Origin of the sequence: Bradyrhizobium sp. 956_D2_N1_4 (assembly GCF_052076025.1) — a bacterium.
GTDB classification, from domain to species: domain Bacteria; phylum Pseudomonadota; class Alphaproteobacteria; order Rhizobiales; family Xanthobacteraceae; genus Bradyrhizobium; species Bradyrhizobium barranii.
Genome location: NZ_CP197237.1, coordinates 2,939,417 through 2,961,518 on the forward strand (window position 1 = coordinate 2,939,417; position 22,102 = coordinate 2,961,518).

General features: G+C 64.4%; 22 protein-coding genes. 14 read left to right on the plus strand and 8 right to left on the minus strand.

Going from position 1 to position 22,102, the window contains the following annotated elements; translation table 11 throughout:
* Positions 1-34 precede the first annotated feature (34 nt).
* Entirely contained in the window at positions 35-1,288 is a 1,254-nt protein-coding gene (gene tyrS, locus AB7535_RS13460; protein WP_439036454.1) for a tyrosine--tRNA ligase, read from the minus strand.
* Between the two features lie 164 nt (positions 1,289-1,452).
* Here tyrS and AB7535_RS13465 point away from each other — a divergent pair, with 164 nt between their 5' ends.
* The 3 genes from AB7535_RS13465 to AB7535_RS13475 all read left to right on the plus strand — a co-directional run bounded on the left by AB7535_RS13465 (position 1,453) and on the right by AB7535_RS13475 (position 3,679).
* Positions 1,453-2,556 carry an anhydro-N-acetylmuramic acid kinase gene (locus AB7535_RS13465; RefSeq protein ID WP_439036455.1) on the plus strand — a complete coding sequence of 368 codons (1,104 nt, stop codon included), beginning with the start codon at positions 1,453-1,455 and terminating at the stop codon, positions 2,554-2,556.
* 111 nt (positions 2,557-2,667) lie between these two features.
* A complete protein-coding gene (locus tag AB7535_RS13470; protein ID WP_439036456.1) occupies positions 2,668-3,345 on the plus strand; it encodes a glutathione S-transferase family protein in 678 nt (225 codons plus the stop codon).
* Between the two features lie 10 nt (positions 3,346-3,355).
* Positions 3,356-3,679 carry a DMT family transporter gene (locus AB7535_RS13475; RefSeq protein ID WP_028148768.1) on the plus strand — a complete coding sequence of 108 codons (324 nt, stop codon included), beginning with the start codon at positions 3,356-3,358 and terminating at the stop codon, positions 3,677-3,679.
* Here AB7535_RS13475 and AB7535_RS13480 read toward each other — a convergent pair.
* Together AB7535_RS13480 and AB7535_RS13485 are read right to left on the minus strand one after the other, a co-directional pair.
* A complete protein-coding gene (locus tag AB7535_RS13480; RefSeq protein ID WP_439036457.1) occupies positions 3,676-4,188 on the minus strand; it encodes a DUF1697 domain-containing protein in 513 nt (170 codons plus the stop codon). The genes AB7535_RS13475 and AB7535_RS13480 overlap by 4 nt on opposite strands.
* Positions 4,189-4,196: 8 nt before the next feature.
* Positions 4,197-4,844: an alpha/beta hydrolase gene (locus tag AB7535_RS13485; protein ID WP_014495555.1), complete on the minus strand. Its 648-nt coding sequence runs from the start codon at positions 4,842-4,844 to the stop codon at positions 4,197-4,199.
* A 345-nt stretch (positions 4,845-5,189) separates the two neighbouring features.
* Here AB7535_RS13485 and AB7535_RS13490 point away from each other — a divergent pair, with 345 nt between their 5' ends.
* The 8 genes from AB7535_RS13490 (at position 5,190) to AB7535_RS13525 (ending at position 12,751) form a co-directional block, all read left to right on the plus strand.
* Positions 5,190-6,329, plus strand: coding sequence for a cysteine desulfurase family protein (locus tag AB7535_RS13490; RefSeq protein ID WP_439036458.1), 1,140 nt, complete (start codon positions 5,190-5,192; stop codon positions 6,327-6,329).
* Positions 6,330-6,444: 115 nt separating this feature from the next.
* A complete protein-coding gene (sufB, locus tag AB7535_RS13495) occupies positions 6,445-7,941 on the plus strand; it encodes a Fe-S cluster assembly protein SufB (RefSeq protein ID WP_063983522.1) in 1,497 nt (498 codons plus the stop codon).
* A 62-nt stretch (positions 7,942-8,003) separates the two neighbouring features.
* Positions 8,004-8,756, plus strand: coding sequence for a Fe-S cluster assembly ATPase SufC (sufC, locus tag AB7535_RS13500; protein ID WP_439036459.1), 753 nt, complete (start codon positions 8,004-8,006; stop codon positions 8,754-8,756).
* Between the two features lie 11 nt (positions 8,757-8,767).
* Positions 8,768-10,072: a Fe-S cluster assembly protein SufD gene (gene sufD, locus AB7535_RS13505; RefSeq protein ID WP_439036460.1), complete on the plus strand. Its 1,305-nt coding sequence runs from the start codon at positions 8,768-8,770 to the stop codon at positions 10,070-10,072.
* On the plus strand, positions 10,069-11,316 hold the full coding sequence (locus AB7535_RS13510; protein WP_439036461.1) for a cysteine desulfurase: 1,248 nt from the start codon (positions 10,069-10,071) through the stop codon (positions 11,314-11,316). Before sufD ends, AB7535_RS13510 begins: the two co-directional genes overlap by 4 nt.
* Positions 11,313-11,684, plus strand: a complete 372-nt coding sequence (locus AB7535_RS13515) for an SUF system Fe-S cluster assembly protein (protein WP_063683732.1) — start codon at positions 11,313-11,315, stop codon at positions 11,682-11,684. The genes AB7535_RS13510 and AB7535_RS13515 overlap by 4 nt, the downstream gene beginning before the upstream one ends.
* 49 nt (positions 11,685-11,733) lie before the next feature.
* Positions 11,734-12,132: a HesB/IscA family protein gene (locus AB7535_RS13520; RefSeq protein ID WP_080586712.1), complete on the plus strand. Its 399-nt coding sequence runs from the start codon at positions 11,734-11,736 to the stop codon at positions 12,130-12,132.
* Positions 12,133-12,313: 181 nt separating this feature from the next.
* Positions 12,314-12,751 (plus strand): TfoX/Sxy family protein, encoded by a 438-nt coding sequence (locus AB7535_RS13525; RefSeq protein WP_439036462.1) that lies wholly within the window; start codon positions 12,314-12,316, stop codon positions 12,749-12,751.
* 97 nt (positions 12,752-12,848) lie between these two features.
* On the opposite strand, the gene fabA is transcribed toward AB7535_RS13525, so the two are convergent.
* The 4 genes from fabA to AB7535_RS13545 form a co-directional block, all read right to left on the minus strand.
* Positions 12,849-13,379: a bifunctional 3-hydroxydecanoyl-ACP dehydratase/trans-2-decenoyl-ACP isomerase gene (gene fabA, locus AB7535_RS13530; RefSeq protein WP_439036463.1), complete on the minus strand. Its 531-nt coding sequence runs from the start codon at positions 13,377-13,379 to the stop codon at positions 12,849-12,851.
* A 104-nt stretch (positions 13,380-13,483) separates the two neighbouring features.
* Entirely contained in the window at positions 13,484-14,551 is a 1,068-nt protein-coding gene (locus AB7535_RS13535; protein ID WP_439036464.1) for a GGDEF domain-containing protein, read from the minus strand.
* Between the two features lie 165 nt (positions 14,552-14,716).
* Positions 14,717-16,255: a DEAD/DEAH box helicase gene (locus AB7535_RS13540; RefSeq protein ID WP_063983517.1), complete on the minus strand. Its 1,539-nt coding sequence runs from the start codon at positions 16,253-16,255 to the stop codon at positions 14,717-14,719.
* Between the two features lie 300 nt (positions 16,256-16,555).
* Positions 16,556-17,566 (minus strand): helix-turn-helix transcriptional regulator, encoded by a 1,011-nt coding sequence (locus AB7535_RS13545; RefSeq protein WP_439036465.1) that lies wholly within the window; start codon positions 17,564-17,566, stop codon positions 16,556-16,558.
* 202 nt (positions 17,567-17,768) lie between these two features.
* On the opposite strand from AB7535_RS13545, the gene AB7535_RS13550 reads away from it, so the two are divergent.
* Entirely contained in the window at positions 17,769-19,289 is a 1,521-nt protein-coding gene (locus AB7535_RS13550) for a caspase family protein (protein WP_439036466.1), read from the plus strand.
* Positions 19,290-19,337: 48 nt separating this feature from the next.
* On the opposite strand, the gene AB7535_RS13555 is transcribed toward AB7535_RS13550, so the two are convergent.
* Entirely contained in the window at positions 19,338-19,622 is a 285-nt protein-coding gene (locus tag AB7535_RS13555) for a hypothetical protein (RefSeq protein WP_028148780.1), read from the minus strand.
* Between the two features lie 121 nt (positions 19,623-19,743).
* Between AB7535_RS13555 and AB7535_RS13560 the strand changes: the two genes are divergently transcribed.
* Together AB7535_RS13560 and AB7535_RS13565 are read left to right on the plus strand one after the other, a co-directional pair.
* Positions 19,744-21,003: an FAD-dependent oxidoreductase gene (locus AB7535_RS13560; protein WP_439036467.1), complete on the plus strand. Its 1,260-nt coding sequence runs from the start codon at positions 19,744-19,746 to the stop codon at positions 21,001-21,003.
* A 179-nt stretch (positions 21,004-21,182) separates the two neighbouring features.
* The gene (locus tag AB7535_RS13565; RefSeq protein WP_071914298.1) at positions 21,183-21,950 is read left to right on the plus strand and encodes an outer membrane protein; all 768 of its coding nucleotides are present in this window, start codon (positions 21,183-21,185) and stop codon (positions 21,948-21,950) included.
* Positions 21,951-22,102 lie beyond the last annotated feature (152 nt).

Here is a 22,102-nt window from a genome sequence, read left to right on the forward strand (position 1 = left end):
GGCGCGCCCTGACAAGCATCAAAAGCTCATAAGCCTATGCAGGCCGGATCAGGACGTGCTTCTTCTTGCCGAAGGACAGCTTGATCACGCCCTCGGGCGTCAGATTGGCCGCCGACAGCGCCATCTTCTCGTCGCTGACGGACTCGTCGTTGACGCGCAGGCCGCCGCCCTTGATTTGGCGCCGTGCCTCGCCATTGGAGGCAACCAGGCCTGCCTTGACGAAGGCGTTGAGCACGCCGAGGCCGGCGTCCAGCTCGCCGCGCGGAATTTCCACCGTCGGCAGGCTTTCGGCCAGCGCGCCTTCCTCGAAGGTGCGGCGCGCGGTTTCAGCCGCTTGGTTTGCCGCGTCGCGGCCGTGCAAGAGCGCGGTCGCCTCGGTCGCAAGCACCTTCTTGGCCTCGTTGATCTCGGAGCCGCCGAGCGCCTCGAGCTTCCTGATCTCGCTCATCGGCAGCGTCGTGAACAGCTTCAGGAATTTGCCGACGTCGGCGTCCTCGGTGTTGCGCCAGTATTGCCAGAAGTCATACGGCGAGAACTGGTCGGCGTTCAGCCACACCGCGCCCTGCGCGGTCTTGCCCATCTTGGCACCGGATGCGGTCGTCAGCAGCGGCGTCGTCAGCGCGAACAGCTGGTGGGTGCCCATGCGGCGGCCGAGATCGACGCCCATGATGATGTTGCCCCACTGGTCCGAGCCGCCCATCTGCAATTTGCAACCGGTGCGCTTGGCGAGTTCGACGAAGTCGTAGGCCTGACAGACCATGTAGTTGAACTCGATGAAGCTCATCTCCTGCTCGCGCTCGAGGCGCAGCCGCACGGAGTCCATGGTCAGCATGCGGTTGACCGAGAAATGCCGGCCGACGTCACGCAGCATCTCGATCCAGTTGAGTTTTGTCAGCCACTCCGCATTGTCGAGCATGATTGCGTCGCTCTTGCCGTCGCCGTAGCGCAGCACCTTTGCGAACACGCCGCGGATCGATTCCTTGTTCGCCTCGATCTCGGCGACGGTGCGCATGGCACGGGTCTCGTCCTTGCCGGAGGGATCGCCGACCATGGTGGTGCCGCCGCCCATCAGCGTGATCGGCTTGTTGCCGGACTGCTGGAGCCAGTGCAGCATCATCATGGTCAGGTAGTTGCCGATGTGCAGCGAGCGGGCGGTGCAATCGTAGCCGACATAGGTGGTCGCTTCGCCCTTGGCGGCGAGCGCGTCCAGCCCCTCGAAATCGGAGCACTGATGGATGAAACCACGTTGCTGCAGGGTGTTGAGGAAATCCGATTTAAATGCAGTCATCTGTCGGCGAGCCTGACAATTCTTGGTTTACTGTTTCGGGTGCAATTTAAGGGTCTCCCGTGGGAACTTGATTGCCACCCGCCACTTTGCCTGTGGCATTATAAGATGTGTCCCTCTGGCACAAGATCGGCATGCCGGAGGGGGTCTCTTGAGGACGCTGATCCATGATGTTGACGGCACTCGGTTTGATGAGCGGCACCTCGCTGGACGGGGTGGACGTCGCGCTGATCGAAACCGACGGAAAGCAAGTGAAGGCGTTCGGGCCGTCCGGTTACCGGGCCTACAGCCCGGCGGAGCGCAATCTGCTGCGCCAGGCGCTGAGCGAGGCCGTGCACCTGCCGCGACGCGACGCCCGCCCGGGCGTTCTGGCCGAGGCCGAGCGCGCGGTGACGCTGGCCCATGCCGAGGCCGTGGCCGCCTTCATCGCCCAGAACCGGATGAAGCCGGAGGACGTCGACATCGTCGGCTTCCACGGCCAGACGGTGCTGCATCGCCCCGAGAAGCGGCTGACGGTCCAGATCGGCGATGCGCCGGCGCTGGCCAGGGCGATCCATATCCCCGTGATGCACGACTTCCGCGCCGCCGACGTCGAGGCCGGCGGGCAGGGCGCGCCGTTCGTGCCGGTCTACCACCGGGCGCTCGTCCATTCGCTGGAGCGCGAAGGGCCGATCGTCGTCGTCAATATCGGCGGCGTCTCCAACATCACCTATATCGACGGCAACGACACGCTGATCGCCTGCGACACCGGACCGGGCAACGCGCTGCTCGACGATTTCATGTACCGCACCATGAACCAGTCCTTCGATGCGGAAGGAAAGTTCGCAGCGCTCGGCAAGGCGGACGAAGCCTGGATCGCGCGGGCACTGGAACTGCCGTTCTTCGCGGCTCTGCCGCCGAAATCGCTCGACCGCAACGACTTTGCCGCGCTGAAGCTCGGCGACGTCCCGCCGGCCGACGGCGCCGCGACCCTGACCGCCTTCACCGCGGCCGCGATCGCCCGGATCATCTCGCTCCTGCCGCGCCGGCCGCGGAGCTGGATCGTCTGCGGCGGCGGCGCCCGCAACCTCACCATGCTGCGGATGCTGCGGGAGCGGGTGGGCTCGGCCACCGTCGAAGCCGCCGAGACGCTCGGCTGGGCCTCCGACGCCATCGAGGCGCAGGCCTTTGGCTTCCTTGCCGCCCGCGGCCTCAAGGGGCTGCCGCTGTCCTACCCCGCCACCACGGGCGTGCCGATGCCGATGACGGGCGGCGTAATGGCGCGGCCCTGAGGTCCGGGCCTTAAGATCCGGGACGGTTGATGCAAATGCATCGATCTTGACGAGTGAATGCAATTGCATCTATATTGGATGCAGTTGCATCAAACCGCCGGGATCATTGCCATGACCGCTTCACTGAAACTCATCAGCCACAAGCTTTGCCCGTATGTGCAGCGCGCGGTGATCGCGCTCAACGAGAAGGGCGTGCCGTTCGAGCGGATCGACATCGATCTCGCCAACAAGCCCGACTGGTTTCTGAAACTCTCGCCGCTCGGCAAGGTGCCGGTCCTGGTGGTGACGACGGAGAAGGGCGAGGTCGCGCTGTTCGAGAGCAACGTGATCTGCGAATACATCGAGGAGACGCAGGCGGGCCTCAAGCTGCACCCGGCGGATCCGTTGAAGCGCGCCGAACATCGCGCCTGGATGGAGTTCGGCTCGGCGATCCTCGGTGACCTCTGGGGTCTGGAGACCACGACCGATCCGGCGACGTTCGAAAGCAAGCGCCAGGCGGTTGCGGCGAAATTCGCGCGCGTGGAGGCGGCGCTAGGTGCAGGGCCTTACTTCACAGGTGATGCGTTCAGCCTCGTGGATGCGGTCTTCGCCCCGATCTTCCGCTATTTCGACCTGTTCGACGAATTGACCGAGCACGGCATCTTCAGCGATCTGCCGAAGGTCCGCGCGTGGCGAGCGGAGCTTGCGAGACGTCCGAGCGTGCGCACCGCGGTTGGCGCGGACTATCCGCAATTGCTGCGTGCCTTCCTGGTGCGCCACGATGCGCATCTGCTGAAGCTTGCGGCCTGAGCGCACGCCGATGTCGCAATCCATGGCCTGGCTGATGCTGGTGATCGCCGGTGCGCTCGATGTCGGCTGGGCGATCTCGATGAAATATGCGGAAGGCTACACGCGGGCAGGCTGGAGCATCGCCTCGCTCGTGCTGCTCGCCGCCTTCGTCTTCCTGCTCGGACGCGCTTTGCAGGTGCTGGAGGTCGGCGTCGCCTATTCGGTGTGGACGGGCATCGGCGCGGCCGGCACCTTCCTGCTGGGCGTCGTGCTGTTCGGCGAGACCTTGAGTGCGATGAAGCTTGCCGGCATCGCGCTCGTGCTGATGGGGATCGCCGCGCTCAAGCTGGCCTAGATCTCCGCGGCCATCTTCGCGAGCGTTGCGACGGTATTCATGTTGCGCGCGGTGCCGGTCTTGGCGGCGGGGATGACGAGCTTCGATGTCCCCATGCCGTCGCCATAGTGCACGTAAATCTCGCGGCGGCCGAGGCGGAGCTCTTCGTTGTTCTGGCCGCGGATGCTGGCAAGCGCGTCTTCAGGTGGCGCCCTGTCGAGGAAGATCGCGACGGTGCGATTGGGCGCTGCCTTTGGAAAAGGATTGTCGGCCGAGACTTGCGCCATCTCGGCGGCGCTACGCACGAGCACCCCGACCGGCGCGCCGGCGTAGGCGTGCAGGCGCTTTTCGAGGGCGGTCTTGATTGCAGCTTCCGACTTGCGGCCCGTGAAGACGACGTTGCCGCTCGCAATATAGGTGCGCACGGCGGCGAAGCCGAGCTCCTCGCACATGGCCTTGAGCTCGCTCATCGGCAGCTTGCCGGTGCCGCCGACATTGACGGCACGCAGCAAGGCGACGAAGGAGCCCATTTGAGGCCTTAGCGCACGTTGGCGAGGCGCATGTCGAGATAGGCCGTGATGGTTTCCATCAGCGGCTCGAGCTTGGCGTCGAAGAAGTGGTTGGCGCCGGGGATGACCTGCTGGTCGATCACGATGCCCTTCTGCGTCTTCAGCTTCTCGACCAGCGTGTTGACGTCCTTGGGCGGCACCACCGCATCCTTCTCGCCATGCACGATCAGGCCCGACGACGGGCAGGGCGCCAGGAACGAGAAGTCGTAGAGGTTGGCCGGCGGCGCGATCGAGATGAAACCCTCGACCTCGGGACGGCGCATCAAAAGCTGCATGCCGATCCAGGCGCCGAACGAGAAGCCGGCGACCCAGCAGGCGCGTGCTTCGGGATTGATGGTCTGCGCCCAGTCGAGGGCTGCAGCCGCATCCGACAATTCGCCGGTGCCGTGGTCGAACGAGCCCTGGCTGCGGCCGACGCCGCGGAAGTTGAAGCGCAGCACTGAGAAGCCGCGATGCGCGAAGGCGTAGTAGCACTGGTACACGATCTGATGGTTCATCGTGCCGTGAAACTGCGGATGCGGATGCAGGATCATCGCGATCGGCGCGTTCTTCTGCTTGGCCGGGTGATAGCGGCCTTCGAGACGGCCAGCAGGGCCGGTGAAAATGACTTCAGGCATGATGATCTCTTGATTGATCCCTTGAAGACGCTCTTCAGCAATCAACCGATTGTGCGGACTCCATCGACTGCTGTGCCGATCAAACCGCGAATGGAAGAGTGGAGCGGCGCCCTCGGATGGTGCGCGAGCGGCGCGCGGTGAACTGACGCGGGCGTTCTAACATGAGGCGAGGGTCAAAAAGCAAGCATCTTGAACATCCGGCAATGGGCTCAAGATGTTAGCGCGTCATGGAGGCGTCATTGAGCGGTGGGGATTCGGAATCGAGTTGCCAAGCGCTCCATGGGGGCCCATGTCGGGCTCCAGGACGGGCACGCCAGTCCGATCCGCGGAGTAATATAATACCTCATGCCGATCCGCGTCTATCTCGACTGGAATGCGACCACGCCGCTCCGCGCCGAGGTGCGAACCGCAATGCTTGCAGCTTGGGAGCTGATCGGCAATCCGTCCTCGGTTCATGCCGAGGGGCGCGAGGCGCGCCGGCTGGTCGAGGAAGCGCGTGCCACGCTCGCGGCCGCCGTCGGTGCATTGCCGCGGAACGTCGTCTTCACCTCAGCCGGAACCGAGGCCAATGCGCTGGCGCTGTCGCCCGGTCTGCGGGGAGCGTGCGGCGGCCCCGTCGAGCGCCTGTTGGTCTCGGCCGTCGAGCATGCGTCGGTGCTGTCGGGCGGCCGGTTCCCTGCGAACAAGGTCAGCCAGATCCCGGTCACACGCTCCGGCGTCATCGACCTCGACCGCCTGAAGGCGTTGCTCGGCGACGGCCCGCCGGCTCTGGCCTCCATCATGGCTGCGAACAACGAGACCGGCGCAATTCAGCCGATCGCAGAGGCCGCGGGGATCATCCACGAGGCGGGGGGGCTCCTGCACGTCGATGCAATCCAGGCGCTGGGGAAAATCCCGTTCGATATCAAGGCTGTGGACGCAGACCTTGCGACCTTTTCCGCGCATAAGATCGGCGGCCCGAAGGGCGTCGGCGCGCTGGTCCTGGCGGAGGGGATTACTGGACTGGAACCCGTGCTGCGGGGCGGCGGACAGGAGCTGAGCCGCCGTGCGGGAACCGAGAATGTCGCCGGCATCGCCGGCTTCGGGGCGGCGGTGAGAGCGGCCCTTCAGGCTCTGCCGGAGGATGCGGAGCGGATGGCAACCCTCAGAGATTCCTTGGAAAATGGTATCCGCGGGATTGCCGGGGCGATGGTCTTCGCGGATGACATCAAGCGGTTGCCAAATACCATCCTCTTCACTGCCCCCGGTCTGAAGGCCGAAACCGCTGTGATCGGCTTCGATCTCGAAGGCGTGGCTGTGTCGTCGGGCTCGGCCTGTTCATCAGGCAAAGTGCAGCCGTCTCACGTGCTGTCGGCGATGGGGTATGATGCCACCGTCGCCCAGGGAGCGGTGCGTCTCAGTCTGGGCTGGTCCACGGAACCAGATGACATCAACAGGGCGTTAGAGGCTTGGCGAAAGCTTGGTAATACCCTACTTAGAGCCTAAGCGACGAAACACGGCTTGAACGGTTCTAAGCGCGTGCTTTCTGCGGAAAAACATCGTAATACTCGTCCAAGTTTGTGATCCACCGCGGTCCTTGAAACCGCGAGCGGAGGATAGAATGCCAGCCGTGCAAGAGACGGTCGAGCGCGTGAAGCGCATCGACGTCGATCAGTATCGTTATGGGTTTGAGACCCTGATCGAGTCCGACAAGGCCCCCAAGGGACTGTCGGAAGAGACCGTCAAGTTCATCTCCGAGAAGAAGAACGAACCCGCCTGGATGCTCCAGTGGCGGCTCGAGGCCTATCGGCGCTGGCTGACCATGACTGAGCCGACCTGGGCGCGCGTCGACTATCCCAAGATCGACTTCCAGGACCTCTATTATTACGCGGCGCCGAAGCCGAAGAAGACGGTCACCTCGCTCGACGAGATCGACCCCGAAATTCTGAAGACCTACGAGAAGCTCGGCATTCCCCTGCGGGAAGTCGCGATGCTCGAGGGCGTCGAGCCGAAGCCCGGCGATCAGGATCCGGCCCGGCGCAAGATCGCGGTCGACGCGGTGTTCGATTCGGTCTCGGTTGCGACGACCTTCAAGGCCGAGCTGAAGAAGGCCGGCGTGATCTTCATGCCGATCTCGGAGGCGATCCGCGAGCATCCCGAGCTGGTGCAGAAATATCTGGGATCGGTGGTTCCGACCTCGGACAATTTCTACGCGACGCTGAACTCGGCGGTGTTCTCCGATGGCTCGTTCGTCTACGTGCCGCCGGGCGTGCGCTGCCCGATGGAGCTGTCGACCTATTTCCGCATCAACGAGCGGAACACCGGCCAGTTCGAGCGCACGCTGATCATCGCCGACAAGGGCTCCTACGTCTCCTATCTCGAAGGCTGCACCGCGCCGCAGCGCGACGAGAACCAGCTGCACGCCGCCGTGGTCGAGCTCGTTGCGCACGATGATGCCGAGATCAAATACTCGACGGTGCAGAACTGGTATCCCGGCAATTCGGAAGGCAAGGGCGGCATCTACAATTTCGTCACCAAGCGTGGCGACTGCCGTGGCGACCGGTCCAAGATTTCCTGGACCCAGGTCGAGACTGGCTCCGCCATCACCTGGAAGTACCCGAGCTGCATCCTGCGTGGCGACAATTCCAGCGGTGAGTTCTACTCGATCGCGATCTCGAACGGTTTCCAGCAGGTCGATTCGGGCACCAAGATGATCCACCTCGGCAAGAACACGTCGAGCCGGATCATCTCGAAGGGCATCGCCGCCGGCAAGTCGCAGAACACCTATCGCGGGCTCGTCACCGCGCACCGGAAAGCGACCGGCGCGCGCAACTTCACGGCGTGCGATTCCCTGTTGATCGGCGACAAATGCGGCGCGCACACCGTGCCGTACATCGAGGCCAAGAACTCCTCGGCGACGTTCGAGCACGAGGCGACGACCTCGAAAATCTCCGAGGACGTGCTGTTCTATTGCATCCAGCGCGGCCTCAGCCAGGAAGAAGCCGTCGGCCTCGTCGTCAACGGTTTCGTCAAGGACGTGCTTCAGCAGCTGCCGATGGAATTCGCGGTGGAAGCGCAGAAGCTGATCTCGATCTCGCTTGAAGGGTCGGTCGGCTAATCGCCGACCCTCGCGGTGCGCTACGGCGCTCCATGCATCATTTGAATGGACTGGACACCAAGATGGCTTTGCTTGAAGTGAAGGATTTGAAGGTTCGTGTCGAGGAGCGTGAGATCCTCCACGGGCTGACGCTGACTGTGAACGAGGGCGAGGTTCACGCAATCATGGGGCCGAACGGCTCCGGAAAATCGACGCTCTCCCATGTCATCGCCGGCAAGCCCGGCTATGAGGTCACCGACGGCCAGATCCTGTTCAAGGGCGAGGACCTGCTGGAGATGGATCCGAACGAGCGCGCCGCGAAGGGCGTGTTCCTGGCGTTCCAGTATCCGGTCGAGATCCCCGGCGTCGCCACCATGACCTTCCTGCGCACCGCACTGAACGCACAGCGCAAGGCGCGCGGCGAGAGCGAATATTCGACCCCGGACTTCCTGAGGAAGGTCCGCGAGGTCTCGAAGTCGCTGAACATCCCGCAGGACATGCTCAAGCGCGGCGTCAATGTCGGCTTCTCCGGCGGCGAGAAGAAGCGCAACGAGGTGCTGCAGATGGCGCTGTTCGAGCCGAGCCTGTGCATCCTCGACGAGATGGATTCCGGCCTCGACATCGACGCGCTGCGCATTGCGGCCGACGGCGTCAACGCGCTGCGCTCGCCGAAGCGCGCGATGGTCGTCATCACCCATTATCAGCGGCTGCTGAACTACATCGTGCCCGACGTCGTGCACGTGATGTCGAAGGGCCGTGTCGTGAAGAGCGGCGGCAAGGACTTGGCGCAGGAGCTGGAAGCGTCCGGCTACGCCCAGTTCGAGGATGCCGCGTAAGGAATTTTAGGATGAACGTTGCTGTGGCAAAGACCGGAAACGGCCGCGCGGTGAGCGATCTCTTCGCCAGCGCCGAAGGCCGCCTGCCGGGTCCGCCTTCTGTGATCGCGGTACGCCGCGAGGCGTTCGAGAGCTATGAGCGTCTCGGCCTGCCGCATCGCCGGATCGAGGAATGGAAATACACCGACCTGCGTGCGCTGGTCGGCGAGGTGCTGCCGCTTGCGGCCAGCCCCGATGCGGCCGCATTGAAGCGTGCCGCGGATGCCGTCAAGGCGCACGCGATTGCCGGTGCTCGCAAGCTGGTGCTGGTCGACGGCGTGTTCGCGGCCGATCTCTCCGACGTCAAGGCGCTTGCCTCTGAGGCGGGCCTCAAGACGTTGCGGGAAGCGCTGGAGAAGGACGCAGGTCTCCTGAAGACCGCGGCCACCGATGCCGTGATCGCGCTGAATGCGGCGCTGGCAACCGACGGCGTCGTGTTGTCGATCGCCGACGGCGCGCAGCTGTCCGCGCCGATCCAGATCTTCCACATCGCGACCGCTTCGTCCGCGTCGGCTTTCAGCCGTTCGCGGATCGCGGTCGGGAACGGCGCTCGCGCCACCATCATCGAGAGCTTTGTTGCGGCCGGTGCCAAGGCCTACCAGGTCAACGACGCCGTCATCCTCTCGGTCGGCGACAATGCCGACGTCGCGCATATCCGCCTGTTGGACGATGCACCCGACGCAGTGAACGTGACCTCGCAGTTCGTCACGGTCGGCGCGAACACGAAGCTCAATTTCTTCAACATGACGACTGGCGCTGCCGTCAGCCGCCTCCAGGGCTTCATCACGATGGCGGGCGAGGGCAGCGACCTCTCCGTCAACGGCGTGAACCTGCTCCAGAAGACCGAGCACGGCGACACCACGCTGGTGGTCGATCATGCCGTGCCGAACTGCGTCAGCCGCGAGGTCTTCCGCGCGGTGATCGACGATCGCGCCCATTCGGTGTTCCAGGGCCGCATCATCGTCCGTCCCGACGCGCAGAAGACCGACGGCAAGATGATGACCCGCGCGCTGCTGCTTTCGGACGAAGCCGAGGCCGACAACAAGCCGGAGCTCGAGATCTTCGCCGATGACGTCTCCTGCGGCCACGGCGCCACTGCCGGCGCGCTCGACGACAGCCTGCTGTTCTACCTGAAGGCGCGCGGCCTCCCGGAGAAGCAGGCCCAGGCGCTGCTGATCCAGGCTTTCGTGGGTGAGGCGATCGAGCAGATCGCCGATGACGGTTTGCGCGAGCACGTGATCGGTATCGCCGAGCGCTGGCTGGAGCGGCGCCAATGAGCACGCATCCCGCAGTCAAGAACGGTGCCTACGACGTCGCACGCGTGCGCCAGGATTTTCCGGCGCTCGCCATGCAGGTCTACGGCAAGCCGCTGGTCTATCTCGACAACGCCGCCTCGGCGCAGAAGCCGAGCGCCGTGCTCGACCGCATGACGCAGGCCTATACGTCCGAATACGCCAACGTGCATCGCGGCCTGCATTACCTCGCCAATGCCGCCACCGAGGCTTATGAGGGCGGTCGCAGCAGGGTTGCGCAGTTCATCAACGCGCCGCGGACCGAAGAGGTCATCTTCACCCGCAACGCGACGGAGGCGATCAACCTCGTCGCGTCGTCCTGGGGCGAACCGAACATCAAAGAGGGCGACGAGATCGTCATCTCGATCATGGAGCACCACTCCAACATCGTGCCGTGGCATTTCCTCAGGGAACGCCATGGCGCCGTGATCAAGTGGGCGCCGGTCGACGACGAGGGTAACTTCCTCATCGACGAGTTCGAGAAGCTGCTGACGTCGAAGACCAAGCTGGTCGCGATCACGCAGATGTCGAACGCGCTCGGCACCATTGTGCCGATCAAGGACGTCGTGAAAATCGCCCACGCCCGCGGCATTCCCGTGCTCGTCGACGGCAGCCAGGGTGCAGTGCATCTGCCTGTCGACGTCCAGGATCTCGGCTGCGATTTCTATGTCTTTACCGGCCACAAGGTCTACGGGCCGACCGGCATCGGCATCCTCTGGGCCAAGTACGACCACCTCGTCGCGATGCGTCCCTATAACGGCGGCGGCGAGATGATCCGCGAGGTCTCGCGCGACATCGTCACCTATGGCGATCCCCCGCACAAGTTCGAGGCCGGCACGCCCGCGATCGTCGAGGCCGTGGGCCTTGGCGCGGCCATCGACTACGTCAATTCGATCGGCAAGGAGCGCATCGCCGCCCACGAGCACGATCTCACCACCTATGCCCAGGACCGGCTGCGCGAGATCAATTCGCTGCGGCTGATCGGCACCGCCCGGGGCAAGGGCCCGGTGATCTCCTTCGAGCTCAAGGGCGCACACGCCCACGACGTCGCCACCGTGATCGACCGCCAGGGCATCGCGGTGCGCGCCGGCACCCATTGCGTGATGCCGCTTTTAGAGCGGTTCAACGTGACGGCCACATGCCGGGCGTCGTTCGGCATGTATAATACGCGGGAAGAAGTCGATCATCTGGCTCAGGCGCTTTTGAAGGCGCGGGATTTGTTCTCATGAGTGACACGGCCGAAATCAAAGCCAATCCGATGGAGACCCATTCGGCGTTGCCGCCGGAGGAGACCGAGCGTCTCACCACCGAGATCATCGCGGGCCTCAAGACCGTGTTCGATCCGGAGATCCCGGCCGACATCTACGAACTCGGCTTGATCTACAAGGTCGAGATCAAGGACGACCGCTCGGTTGACGTCCAGATGACGCTGACGACGCCGAACTGCCCGGCTGCCGGCGAGCTCCCGACCATGGTCGAGAACGCGGTCGCCAGCGTCCCCGGCGTCGGCGTGGTCGACGTCAAAGTCGTCTGGGAGCCGCCGTGGTCGCCGGAACGCATGAGCGACGAGGCCCGCCTCGTGCTCAACATGTGGTGACGGTCTCAGCTCGCATTGAATTCGCTCCGCAACGGACCACATAGATAACATGACCCAGGCAACACCAGCTTCGACACCAAAGCCCCGGCGGCCACGCCCGCAGGTGATGCGGCTGACGGATGCCGCGGCCCAGCGCATCAGCGAGCTGACGAGCCGCGCCGATTCCGAGATCGTGGGTCTGCGCGTCGGCGTGAAGAACGGCGGCTGCGCCGGCCAGTCCTATACGGTCGAATACGCCCATGATGTCCGCCCGACCGACGAGGTCGTCGAGGACAAGGGCGTCAAGATCCTGGTCGATCCCAAGGCCGTGCTGTTCCTGCTCGGCACCGAGATGGACTACAAGGCCGACAAGATGCAGGCCCAGTTCGTCTTCAACAACCCCAACCAGGTCTCCGCCTGCGGCTGCGGCGAGTCGGTCGAGCTGCGGCCCGCGAAGATCGACGGGTAAGTCGGGTTCGCGCCAAACACTCCTTTGTCGTCCCGGCGCACGCCGGGACCCATACCGCGTGATCCGGCGGTGAAGTGCGGTATCGGTACCACGCTTTCTTGGCTGCCAGTCTTCGCTAAACTCTTCCCTGTGGTTATGGGTCCCCGCGTTCGCGGGGACGACGCTGGGAGAGAGTTTGGCCATGGACCGCGAATTCCTGATCGACCTGTTCGCCGATTTCGGCCCCGTCGCCATCCGAAAAATGTTCTCCGGCTACGGCATCTCCGCCGACGGCATCAACTTCGCACTCGCCTTGCGCGCGGGCCTGTTCTTCCGCGCCGACGAGGTCACCATCCCGGACTTTGAAGCGGAAGGCTCGAAGCCGTTCCAGTATTCGACCCGCGCCAAAACCGTGCTGGTGAATTCCTATTGGGAATTGCCGGCGCGCCTGTTCGACGATTCCGAGGAGCTTGCGCAATGGGCGAGGGCAGCGCTCGCCGCCGCCCAGCGCGCCAAGGTGAAGAAGCGGCCGAAGGCGAAGAAGGCGGTGGCGAAGAAAACGCCGGCGAAGAAGACTGTGAAGAAGCGAGCAGCCAAGAAAGCGGTTCGTAGGGTGGGCAAAGCGACTCGTCCGCCGTAGCTCGTAGAGCGAAGGCGGAAGCGTGCCCAAGAGATAGTTATGCCGAGATGGTGGGCACGACGCTGCGCGCCCTTGCCCACCCTACGGGACCTGAGGATTAATCTACGGCCTTGGTCAGGCCGACCCGCATATCCTTCGCCGTGAACAAGCAGACGCCGTCGGCCAGCACGCGACCGTCGGCAATTCCGAGCACCAGCTTGCCGCGGCGGACCATGCGCATGGCGACCTCGTAGCGCACGCGTCGCGTCTCCGATGTGACCAATCCCGTAGCTTCGACCTCGCCGACGCCAATGGCGCGGCCCTTGCCTGGTGAGCCCGACCAGCCGAGCCAGTAGCCGATCATCTGCCACATCGCATCCAGGCCGAGACTTCCCGGCATCATCGCGTCACCGCGATAGTGGCAATCGAAGAACCAATGGCCGGGCAAAATATCGAGCTCGCCGACGATGTGGCCCTTGCCGAACTCGCCGCCGTCCAGGCTGATCTCGGTGATGCGATCCATCATGAGCATCGGCGGGGCCGGCAATTGCGCGTTGCCCGGGCCGAAATAGCCGCCGTCGCTCGATCTCAGCAGTTCGTCCCTGGTGTAGGACGGTTGCGGTGTGTGAAAGTCATGGGGATTGGGCAAGACGACAAGTCCTCTCGACGCTCGCAGTCGGGCGGCGGGGAAGATGTCGTTCGGCGGATTGGAATGTCAAGCGCCGGCCGTCTCTTCGGCGCGCTGCTTCGGCGTCAGGCCACCCGGCTGTGTGACTCGATCGCGAATTCCGGATCGGCTTCGCAGATGACGCGGTTTCGGCCGTTGCGCTTGGCAGCGTAGAGGCAGGCATCCGCACGCTCGATCAACGCGTCGGGGTCGTCGCCCTGCTTGAGCATGGAGACGCCGACGGAGATGGTGACGCGGCCGAGGATCTCGCCGGTCGATTTCTTCTTCAATTCCTTCGCCATCACGGCGCGGCGGATGTGATCCGCAACGGTGAGGGCCTGGCGCAGCGCCGTGTTGGGCAGCAGGACCGCGAATTCCTCGCCGCCATAGCGCGCGGTGATGTCCTGTCCCTTGATGGTCTGCTTCATGGACAGGCCGACCAGCCGCAACACTTGGTCGCCGGTGAGATGGCCGTAGGAATCGTTGAACGATTTGAAATGATCGATGTCGAACAGCAGCAGCGACAGCGGCTCGCCCGAGGCGAGCGCGCTCTGCACGGCCATGCCGATCATGCGATCGAAATATTTGCGATTGCCCAACCCCGTCAGCGGATCGGTCAGGCTCTCGGCGCGGATCGCCTCCAGGCTCTGCTGGAGATTGCTGATCTCGTTCTTGGACAGGGTCAGCCGGTCTTCCAGCGCCTTGTTGGTCTCACGCATCTCGCTGGTCGAACGCAGCAGCGTCTCTACGACTGACTTGATCTGGTCGCGGCTCTTGGCCGACGACAGTTGCTCGGTCGCGCCCGACAGGCTGGCATCGTAGGAGCCGGTCATCCCGAGCGCTTCGCTCAGCACCGTCATCACGTCGTCGATCTCGCCGATGACGCGTGCGCCGACCTTGTCGATGCGGTCGGTGGTCTTGATGTGGGAAAGATAGGTCTCGTAGATCTGCTCGAGATCGCCTTCGGTCAGCTTGCCGTGGCGCGCCAGCGTCTCGTTGATGATCTTGTTGAGCGGAGCGTTATAGCCGGTGGCGTAGACGTACCAGATCTCGTAATTGCGGGGAATTGCAGTCTGTCGAAGCGAGCGGATCTGACCGAGAGCCACTTCGGCGAACGCCATCGTGCGTTCGTGTTCGTCGAGCACCTTGACCACGGAACATACCCCACAGCGGTCGGCGCGCCATCGACCGCAGCAATACTTAAATTATGTTCGCAGGCTAACGGACGATCGTGAACGCTCTGTAAACAGACGTTCGCGAATGCATCAGAATAAGTGTGAAGCGGCTCTGCTCAACCGAACCTGAGTCGCGCCGGCGCGTCAGGCGCCGGCGGGAGAACGCACTGGCCGGAGCAGAAACGCCGGAAGGTGCGAGTGATCGCCGGGCTCGGTATCGGCCTCGCGCTGGCGGCGCGGCTCGGGGCGGCCGATCGACGGCACATGCGATGGATTGGCTTGCTGGCGCGATCCACCGCGCGGCTCGGATGATTGCTTCGCTTCACGCGGAGGCCTCGCCTCCCGTGCGGGCCTCGGCTCACGTGCAGGTCTCGCTTCAGGAGCGGGCTGTGTCTCTGCGGAAGGCCTCGCCTCGCCGCGCGGTTCGCGGGGCTCGTGGCTGCGCTCACGATCGCGGCCACGCTGCGGCTTGCCGCGTCCGCCGCGGGAACGTTCACGGTCGCGCCCGCGCGGTTCGCGCGAACGTGCGCTCTGCTCGCCTGCGTCCGCGGGCACTTCGAAATCGCCCTCGGCGCGCGGAATGCTCTGGCCGATCAGCTTCTCGATCGCCACCATCGACTTCTGGTCGAGCGGCGTCACGAGCGAGATCGCCATCCCGGACCGGCCGGCGCGGCCGGTGCGGCCGACGCGGTGAACATAGTCGTCGGGGTGGTGGGGGACGTCGAAATTGAAGACGTGGCTGACCTCAGGGATGTCGAGGCCGCGGGCGGCAACATCGGAGGCGACCAGCAGCGGCAGTTCGCCCTTGCGGAACTGTTCGAGCGCCGCCGTGCGGGCCGACTGGTCCATGTCGCCATGCAGGGCGCCGACGCTGAAACCATGCTTTTGCAGTGATTTGTGAACGACGGCGACCTCGCGCTTGCGATTGCAGAAGATGATCGCGTTCTGGAGATCCTTGGCCTCGCGCAGCAGGCGTCGCAGCAATTCACGCTTCTCATGCGCCTCGCGCCCGGCCGGGACCTGACACTGCGTGACGGTCACGGCGGTGGTGGCGGGCTTGGAGACCTCGACCTTCTGCGGATTATGCAGGAAGGTCTCGGTGATGCGCCGGATTTCCGGCGGCATGGTCGCGGTGAAGAACAGGGTCTGCCGCGTGAACGGGACGAGCTTGCACACGCGCTCGATGTCGGGAATGAAGCCCATGTCCAGCATGCGGTCGGCTTCGTCGATGACGAGCAGCTCGACGCCGGTGAGCAGGAGGCCGCCGCGCTCGGTGTGGTCGAGCAGGCGGCCGGGGGTGGCGATCAGCACGTCGACGCCGCGCGTCAGCTTGGCATCCTGGTCGCCGAAGGAGACGCCGCCGATCAGCAGGGCGACGTTGAGCTTCTGGCCGGCGCCGTAGCGGTCGAAGTTTTCCTTCACCTGCGCCGCGAGCTCGCGGGTCGGCTCCAGGATCAGCGTGCGCGGCATGCGCGCGCGGGCGCGACCCTTTTCGAGGATGGTGAGCATCGGCAGCACGAAGGCCGCGGTCTTGCCGGTGCCGGTCTGGGCGATGCCGAGCACATCCTTGCGTGCGAGGACGTGGGGGATCGCCTGTTCCTGAATGGGGGTGGGGGTGGTGTAACCGGTGGCCGCCACTGCGGCGAGGACTTTTTCGGACAGTCCGAGATTTGAAAAGGACATTGAGCCTCTGGTCGAAACCGCCGTTCGGAATCGAGGGTAATTAAGGCTGTCGCGTTCCACCCCGAAACGGCGCGCTCTCAAAGAAGCTGGGGGTGCTGACTCACGCGAACAAAGCGCAAGGCTCAAGAATCGGTCTTCGATCTGAGCCGCGTCGCCCCGGAACATAGGCGGGAATCGGCCAAAGTCAATGGAGCGGGCGCGGGAAGATCCTAAAAAACCTGAGGTTTTTGCTCAAATAGCGGGCCCAGCTGGGCTTTTCCGCCTCCACCGTTAACCGGGCGATAGCTGCCGGAGGGACGGCTAACGCCCTTCCGGGCCCCGGGCCCGGAAATCGCCGGGGGCCATTCCGTAGGCGGCGTTGAAGACCCGGTAGTAGGTCGCCAGGCTCTCAAAGCCGCAGGAGGTCGCGATATCAGCGATCAGCCGATCCGGCGCCTCACGCATCAGGCGGCGGCTCTGTTTCAGGCGTTCGTCCGTCACGGTCTGCGAAAAGCTCTTCGCCGCGGTTTCGAACAGCATGTGCAGGTGACGCACGGACACACCGAGCTGGTCGGCCACCATCGTCGGCGCCAGATCGGGGTCTTGCAGATAGCGCGCGATCAGGCGACGCGCCTGCGAGAGCCGGGCGGTCCGCAGCGCGGCCTGCCCACGGCGGCTGCCGGGCCGCACGATGCCGCGCTCGATCAGGGCCAGATGGGCCAAGGCCTGGACGAGCGAGACTTGATCCAAGGAGGCCTGATCCAAGGAGGTCTGGGCGACTGAGGTCGCATCAGTGGCGCCGTTATCGCCTGCGGCGGCCTCATCGAGGTCGGCGAAGCAGGCGCCGAGCAGGGGCGCCAGGCCGGGATCGTTGAACGTCCGGGGCGCAAGCTCGCGCATGCGCCTGTCCTGCGTGGAGAGCCTGCTCACGGGGATCTTCAGGATGCGCAGGTGGAAGCCGCCTGCGCCGAGCGGCGCGGTGCGATAGGGCTGGTCGGTATGGCTGGTGGCGAAGCTGCCGTTGGCGATCGCAAAGTCGCCGGTGCGCATGCCGCCGAACCAGCCGCCGCTGCCGAGCTGCTGGTAGACGCAGATGCTGTCGCCGGGCGCGTAGGCGATGTCGGAGTTGCTGCGCTCGACCGTGTAGTGCGACGCCTTCAGCTCGACGAGGCCACCGCCGCCGAGCTGGCGCAGCGAGAATTCGCCGTAGAAGTCCGCGCGGCGCTCGCGCTCGAGTTCGGCGGTGACGCCGAACAGGCCCTTGGACCGGACCTCGCGCCAATAGTCGAACCGGTCATGCGGCTCGACCTCGTCAGTACACCATCGATACACGGCAGCCCCCGCTTGCAGCGCGCAGCTACCTAGAAAAAGCAGATTCCGGAGGAATCTGCCATAGTCCTGATGACGGAACACGTGGGCTCTCGGCGTTGAACCGTCGACATGGCTGGACCGACTATCCTCAACGGCAGAGGGTTCCAATGAATCGCTGTTCGAGGGGGCCGGCGGAGCGCCGTTCTGCAACGGGAATTTTACGATGACGCGTCGGCTTTTCAGAATTCTGGCGGCCCTTGGCCTTGCGGTGAGCCTGAGCGGCTTCGCGCTGCCCGCACAAGCCGAGAAACGCGTTGCGCTCGTCGTCGGCAACAACGACTACAGGAACGTCCCCAAGCTCCTCAAGGCGGTCAACGATGCCCGTACCATGGGCGATACACTGAAGCAGCTCGGCTTCTCGGTGATGGTCGCCGAGAACCAGAGCCGGCAGCAATTCTCCGAGACGCTGCTCGCGTTCGACAGGACGATCGAGCCCGGCGACACCGCATTCTTCTTCTACGCCGGCCACGGCTTCGAGATCGCGGGCCAGAACTACCTGCTGCCGACTGACGTGCCCGCCGCGACCGAAGGGCAGGAAGAGCTGGTGCGCGACGCTTCCATCCTGGCCGACCGCATCGTCGAGCGCCTTCAGAACAAGAAGGCGCGCACGTCGATCCTGGTGTTCGACGCCTGCCGCAACAACCCGTTCGAGCGCAAAGGCACCCGCGCGGTCGCCGGCGGCGGCGGCCTCGCGCCGATGGTGCAGCTGCCCGAAGGCGTGTTCTCGGTGTTCTCCGCAGGTCCCCGCCAGACCGCACTCGATCGTCTCTCCAACGACGACGCCAATCCCAATTCGGTGTTTACACGCACCTTCGCCAAGGAGCTTCTCCAGCCCGGCGAGAATCTGGTGCAGGTGGCGCAGCGGACCCGCCGTCTCGTCAGCGAGATGGCCGACACCGTCAAGCACAGGCAGGTGCCGGTCTATTTCGACCAGATGGTCGACGACGTCTTTCTCAGCGGCGTTGCCAAGGACACCACCGCCGCTGCGCGCCCGGCCGATCCGGCGCCGCAGAAGCTCGCGGCCCTCCCGCCGGTGTCGGTACCGCGCGTGCCGAAGGAGGAAACCACCAACGCGCCGATCGCCAGCTTCTCGCGGCACAATGGCGGCTGGAGCGTGGTGTTCTCCTTCGCCGATCCGACGCTCGGCATTTCCTGGCGCATGGCCGGCAATGGCGATTTCCGCGAAACCGGCTTCATCGACACGCTCGATCCGCGCACGCGCAAGCGGATGCCGAACCCGTCGATCGAATTGCCGCCGGATGCGCAGGCCGGCACCATCGAGGTCCGCTATGTCGATCAGTCCGGCGACATGCAGGGGCCATTCCCGATCCGGTTCGATCCCGAGGCCGCGCTGATCCGCGACCAGCGCAAGATCCTCGACATGACCGCGACGAGCTGGCTGTCATTCCGCGAGTTCAACGGGCTGCTCGTCTACTACACGCACCTCGTGTCCTACCGCTGCGCCATCCGCGAGGTGCGCATCGGCATCGACACCGCCGTTCCGAACCAGGTGTTGAAGATGCCGGGCTGCGACATGCGCGATCCCAGTGCGATCAGCGCCGGCATGCCGCTCTACATGAAGCTTGCCCCGGCGACGCAATTCGTCTCGGTGGAACTGACCTACCGCGATGGCAGCGTGTCGGAGATCAAGAGTTTTCGGGCCGCGAACCGCAGCAACAACTGAGCGTCTGCGGTTCCATTGTTGGGCGGCGAGCGCAGTTGGCGCACGGAACTAGCCGCGACGCTTTCCGATGTAGCGCTTGATGGAGTCGATTGCTTCCATCAAGGGCGGCGCAAGCGAGAAGAACGTCCCCATGGCGATCGAGATGACGACATGGCGAAGCAGGACCTTCTCCTGTTCCTCGAACGGATAGCCGTTCTGGTCGATCCGTGCCGGCGCGAGCGTGCCCGCCTCCTGAGGATCCGGCTTCCGCGGCTTGCGCGGCGGCAGCATGATCACGACGAAAAGCACGTTGATCAGCAGCCAGATGCCAAGCACTATCAGTATGGTGCGCAACGCGGGATCATCCTGAAATCAATCGAAATTATCAGCAACGCTACCGGCCATTCGGCATTGCGGCAAACCAATTCCGGCTTGTTGCACCGCACAGAGTACTAAAGTTGTAAGCGAGGAGTTGATGACGGAATCTGATACCCCAGAGCACACCGTTCGTCACTCCGTGAGAGCCCGATGTTGCATCGTCGGCGGCGGGCCGGCCGGCATGATGCTCGGCTATCTCCTGGGACGCGCCGGCATCGACGTCGTGGTGCTGGAGAAGCATGCGGATTTCTTCCGCGACTTTCGCGGCGACACCGTGCATCCCTCGACGCTCCAGGTGATGGACGAGCTCGGCCTGATCGATGGGTTCCTGAAGCTGCCGCACCAGCGCCTGCAGATGATGGACGGCCTGTTTGGCGGCACGCCCGTGCGGATTGCCGATCTCCGCCGGCTCCGCACCAAGTACCCGTTCATTGCCTTCATGCCGCAATGGGACTTCCTGAATTTCCTGCGCGAGGCCGGCCAGCGCTTCGCCTCGCTCAAGGTGATGATGAATACGGAAGCCGTCGATCTGATCCGCCGCGGCGAGACCGTCGCCGGCGTGCGTGCGATGACGCCGGAGGGGCCGATCGACATCGAAGCCGATCTCACCATTGCCTGCGATGGCCGGCATTCGACGGTGCGCGAGCGTGCGGGGCTCCGCGTCGAGGAGATCGGCGCGCCGATGGACGTGCTGTGGTTCCGCGTCGGCCGCAAGGCGGACGAGACCGAGAACCTGTTCGCGCGCGTCGAGCCCGGAAAGATGATGGTCACGTTCGACCGCGGCGACTATTGGCAGTGCGCCTATGTCATCGCGAAAGGACAATACGAGGCGGTGAAGGCGAGGGGATTGCAGGCGCTGCTCGACGACGTCGTGCGCATGGCGCCGATCCTTCGATCCGGCATTGCCGATGTGAAAACCTTTGACGACGTCAAGCTGCTCACCGTCGCGATCAACCGCCTGGCGCGCTGGACGCGGCCGGGCCTGCTTCTCATCGGCGATGCCGCGCATGCGATGTCGCCGGTCGGCGGCGTCGGCGTCAATCTCGCCGTGCAGGATGCAGTTGCGACCGCCAATTTGCTGGCCGACAAGCTTCGGCACGGCTGCCCAACCGAGACTGAACTCGATGCCGTGCGCCGACGCCGCGAATTCCCGGTGAGGATGACGCAGCGCATGCAGATGATCGTGCAGAACAACATCATCAGCGGCGCCCTGCAGGGCGCCGATCGGCCGCTGAAGGTGCCGCTGGTCGTGCGCCTGATCACTGCGCTGCCATGGCTTCAGGGTATTCCGGCGCGCCTGATTGCGCTCGGCGTGCGGCCCGAGCACGTGCAATCCAAGGCCGCGCCGGCGTCGTAGTGCAGGAGGTCGGTAGGGATAACGCGGCGTTAAATCGCGCGCCGCGCGTTGCGTGCGCGCAACAGCGCAAACGGATTCACGTCGCGCCGCTTGCCAATCCGGCGTCTTAACTTTCTTGATTCAAATTTGAGTAAGACCTGCGTGTGACCGTGCACCCATCAAAGGACACGGGGTGTACCATGCGTAACAAATTGATTGCCGCCTTCGCCTGCACGACCGCTCTGGTTTCGACCGGCGCCGCTTCAGCCGCCGATCTCGGTGCGCGCTACATGAAGGCGCCCGCCTATGCGGAGCCGCTGTTCAACTGGACCGGTTTCTATGTCGGCGGCCACATCGGTGGCGCATGGACCAACGAGCAGTTCATCAACAACGGGACCGGCGCGCCGTTCGGCGATCTCGTTCCGGGCCAGGGCTATCGCCAGCGTGGCGCCGGCATCATGGGCGGCGCCCAGATCGGCTACAACTGGCAGGCCAACAACTACGTGTTCGGCATGGAAGGCACGATCTCCGGCCTCGACAACAAGGGCACGGTCGTCAACACCGCCTTCGGCGCCGCTGACGACATCTTCACCTGGCGCGCCAACGTGCTCGCGACCGTCGTCGGCCGCGCCGGCTTCGCCGTGCAGAACAATTTGTTCTACATCAAGGGCGGCTATGCCGGCGTGAACAACCGTCTCAACGTCAGCGACACCGTTGCGCCCTCGACCGGCTCGGGCGGTCAGACCCACTGGGCCAACGGCTGGACCGTCGGCGCCGGCTGGGAATACGGCATCACCCGCAACTGGATCGTCGGCCTCGAGTACAATTACGCGGCCTTCGGCAGCCAGACCTATCAGCTCGGCGGCACCTCGGGTAACTACACCTTTGATGCCAAGCCGCGCGACATCCAGTGGGCCGTCGTGCGCGCGAGCTACAAGTTCGACGCACCGGTCATCGCGCGCTACTGAGCACGTCAACGAACGACCGAAGCTAAAAAAGTACTGCCAACAACTGAAAGCCCCGGCTCCGTCCGGGGCTTTCTTCTGCCGATTCGCGCGTCGTTGTCGCCACGGGCGGGACGGCGCAGCGGATGGTCATCTCCGGAAACTGACCGTGACGG